The organism is Protofrankia sp. Cj3, assembly GCF_917627355.1.
Classification (GTDB): domain Bacteria; phylum Actinomycetota; class Actinomycetes; order Frankiales; family Frankiaceae; genus Protofrankia.
The window spans coordinates 6,912-10,438 of sequence record NZ_CAKJTR010000026.1; the positions used below are offsets into that span (position 1 = coordinate 6,912).

3 protein-coding genes are annotated in these 3,527 nt (G+C 72.1%); all 3 read left to right on the forward strand.

Annotated features, from left to right (window positions below; all coding sequences use genetic code 11):
- Positions 1-2,174, forward strand: a 2,174-nt coding sequence (hypF, locus tag MJ783_RS05690; protein WP_239308871.1) for a carbamoyltransferase HypF, incomplete at its 5' end; no start/stop codon positions are given.
- Between the two features lie 4 nt (positions 2,175-2,178).
- Positions 2,179-2,445 carry a HypC/HybG/HupF family hydrogenase formation chaperone gene (locus tag MJ783_RS05695; protein ID WP_239308872.1) on the forward strand — a complete coding sequence of 89 codons (267 nt, stop codon included), beginning with the start codon at positions 2,179-2,181 and terminating at the stop codon, positions 2,443-2,445.
- The coding region (gene hypD / locus MJ783_RS05700; protein ID WP_239308873.1) for a hydrogenase formation protein HypD at positions 2,442-3,527 on the forward strand (1,086 nt) is incomplete at its 3' end. The genes MJ783_RS05695 and hypD, both read left to right, overlap by 4 nt.

A 3,527-nucleotide genomic window follows, 5' to 3' on the forward strand; every position in this document is an offset into this window, starting at 1 on the left:
CGGCCCCTGCATCGGTGCCGGCCCCTGCATCGGCATCGGCCAGCCATGTCCGCGAGGTGCCCGCCGACGTCGCCACCTGCGAGGCCTGCCTGGCCGAACTGTTCGACCCGAACGACCGCCGGTACCGGTACCCCTTTGTCAACTGCGCCGACTGCGGCCCCCGGGCCACGATCGTCGACACCCTCCCGTACGACCGCGCGCGCACGACGATGCGGGCCTTCCCCCTGTGCGACGACTGCGCCCGCGAGTACACCGACCCGGGCGACCGGCGGTTCCACGCCGAGCCGATCGCGTGTCCGGCCTGCGGCCCCCAGCTCGCCTGGTGGTCGCCGGCCGGCGGCCGGGGCCCGCGGACGGATCCCCAGCCAGCCGCGTCGACAGGCGGCACGGCCACGCTGGCCGCGCTGGCCGCCGCTGTCGCAATGATCGACAGTGGTGGCACCGTGGCGCTCAAGGGGCTGGGTGGCTACCAGCTCGTGTGTGACGCGACCAACGACGCGGCCGTCGCTCGGCTGCGGGCACGCAAACACCGTCCGGTCAAGCCGTTCGCGGTCATGGTGACCGATCTGGGCGCGGCGCGGGCGCTGGCCGACATCGACACGGTGGAGGCGGGCCTGTTGACATCGGTCGCGCGGCCGGTGGTGCTGCTGCGACGCGCCCATAATGGTGTTCTCGCGGACGCGGTCGGGCCGGGCGCCCCGCGGCTCGGGCTGTTCCTGCCCGTCACCCCCTTGCACCAGCTGCTCCTCGGCGAGCTGGGCAGACCGCTCGTTGTCACCAGCGGGAACTCCTCGGGCGAACCAATCGTGATCGACGACGCCGAGGCCCGGGACCGTCTCGCCACCGTGGCCGACGGGTTCCTGAGCCACGACCGGGCCATCCGCTCCCCTTACGATGACTCCGTCGTCCGGGCTGTCGCGGGGCGTGGGTCGATGATCCGGCGCGCTCGCGGGTACGCGCCGCGGCCGCTGCGGCTCCCCATCGCTGCCGGCGAGCCGCTGCTCGCCGTCGGCGCGCAGCTCAAACACACGTTCACCCTGGCCGAGGGGACAACCGCCGTCGTCGGGCCGCATACGGGCGATCTTTCCCAGCAGCCCACACTGGTGGCGTTTGAACGCACTCTCGCGCACCTGTGCGCGATGACCGGCATCACCCCGCGCGTCATCGCCCACGATCCGCACCCCGGCTATCTTTCCACCCAGTACGCGCTTTCCAGCCGGTACGCGATGATGAGCGGCGCGCGGCCGCGCGTGGCCGTGCAGCACCACCATGCGCACGTGGCGTCCTGCGCCGCCGAGCACGGTGTCACCGGGCGGTTCATCGGCGTCGCCTACGACGGCCTGGGGCTCGGCGACGACGGCACCCTGTGGGGCGGTGAGGTGCTGGTCGCGGACCTCGTCTCCTATCGGCGGGTGGCCCGGTTCGGCCGGGCACCGTTGCCCGGTGGTACCGCGGCGCTGCGCCGTCCCGCCCGGGTGGCGCTGGGCTACCTGTTCGGCGCGGAACCGCTCGGCGGCCTGCCGGCCATCGGCCCCTCGGCGACAGACCGGCGCCTGGCCGCGCCGTTCCTGGACCGGTTGACCGATCGTGAGGTGTCCGTGGCCGCCCGGATGATCGAACGCGGCGTCAACTGCCCCGTCGCCTCCAGCGCGGGGCGGCTGTTCGACGCCGTCGCGGCGCTGCTCGGCCTGTGCGACGAGGTGACCTATGAAGGTGAGGCCGCCGCCACGGTGGAAGCCGCCGCGCTGGCGGCCGGAACGCCCGGGGTCAGCACGCCGGACCCGGCAGCCACTGGGCACGCCCGCGCTGTCGAGCTGCCCTGGCGGATCGTCGGTCATGGCGGCCTGCTCGTCTACGACCCGCGGCCGACGCTGCGGGCGCTGGTGGAGGGACTGCACGCCCGGGTCGCCGTCGGCGTCCTCGCCGCCCGGTTCCACGCCACGATCGTCGCGGTCACCGTCGCCCTGTGTACCGATGCCGCCCGGCGTCACCGGTTGCGAACGGTCTGCCTGTCCGGCGGGGTCATGCACAACCAGCTGCTTGCCGAAGCCCTCCCCGCGGCGTTGGCGGCCGCCGGCCTCACCCCGTTGCTCAACGAACGGGTTCCGGCCGGAGACGGCGGAGTGAGCTATGGCCAGGCCGCGGTGGCCGCGGCGCGACTGAGGGGGGAATAAGCCCGTGTGTCTCGGTATACCAGGCCGCGTCGTGGCGACGACCGAGGTCGCCGGCCTGCTCATGGGCACGGTCGACTTCGCGGGCGTGACCCGAGAGGTCTGTCTCGGTTACGTCCCCCAGGCGCGGGTGGACGACTACGTCATCGTCCATGTCGGCTTCGCCATCAGCCTCGTGGACGAGGCCGAGGCCCGGCGCACGCTGGAGATCCTGCACGCGATGGGAGCGCTCGACGAGGAGCTTGGCGCCGAACCCGCCCAGGAGGCCCGATGAGGTATCTCGACGAGTACCGTGAGCCAGCGCTCGCCCGGCGGCTGCTCACCAAGATTCACACAGTGACGTCGCGGCCATGGACGCTGATGGAGGTCTGCGGCGGCCAGACCCACACCATCGTCCGCCAGGGCATCGACGAACTGCTGCCCGCGGGGATCCGGATGATCCACGGACCTGGCTGTCCCGTCTGCGTGACACCGCTGGAACTCATCGACAAAGCACTGGCCATCGCCGGGCGCCCCGAGGTCATCCTCACCTCCTACGGTGACATGCTCAGGGTTCCGGGGACGAGCACCGACCTGCTCGCCATGCGGGCCCGCGGCAGCGATGTCCGGGTCGTCTACTCACCGCTGGACGCCGTCCGCATCGCCGCGGCGTGCCCCGACCGCGAGGTGGTCTTCTTCGCCGTGGGGTTCGAGACGACGGCGCCCGCGAACGCCATGGCGGTGCTGCGCGCCCACGCGCTCGGCCTGACGAACTTCAGCGTCCTGGTCAGCCATGTGCTCGTCCCGCCGGCGATGACCGCGCTGCTGGACGCGCCGGGCTGCCAGGTGCAGGCGTTCCTGGCTGCCGGCCACGTCTGTGCCGTCATGGGATGGACCGAATACGAGCCGCTGTCACGGCGTTACCAGATCCCGGTCGTCGTGACCGGATTTGAGCCACTCGACATCCTGGAGGGCATCCTCATGGCGGTGCGCCAGCTCGAAGAAGGCCGCGCGCAGGTGGAGAACCAGTACGTCCGCGCCGTGCGGCGGGCCGGGAACATCCAGGCGCAGGCGGCCATCGGGCGTGTGTTCGGTGTCCGTGACCGGATGTGGCGGGGCATCGGCACCATCCCGATGAGCGGTTTCGCGCTCGCGGACGAGTTCGCCTCCTATGACGCCGAGACCCGCTTCGCCGTGGCCGGCCTGAGCACGCGGGAACATCCGGCCTGCATCGCTGGGGGCATTCTCACCGGAACGCGCCTACCGACCGACTGCGCGGCGTACGGTGCCGCGTGCACGCCGCGTACTCCGCTGGGCGCGCCCATGGTGTCCAGCGAAGGGACCTGCGCCGCCTTCCACAGTGCTGGCCGGACCACC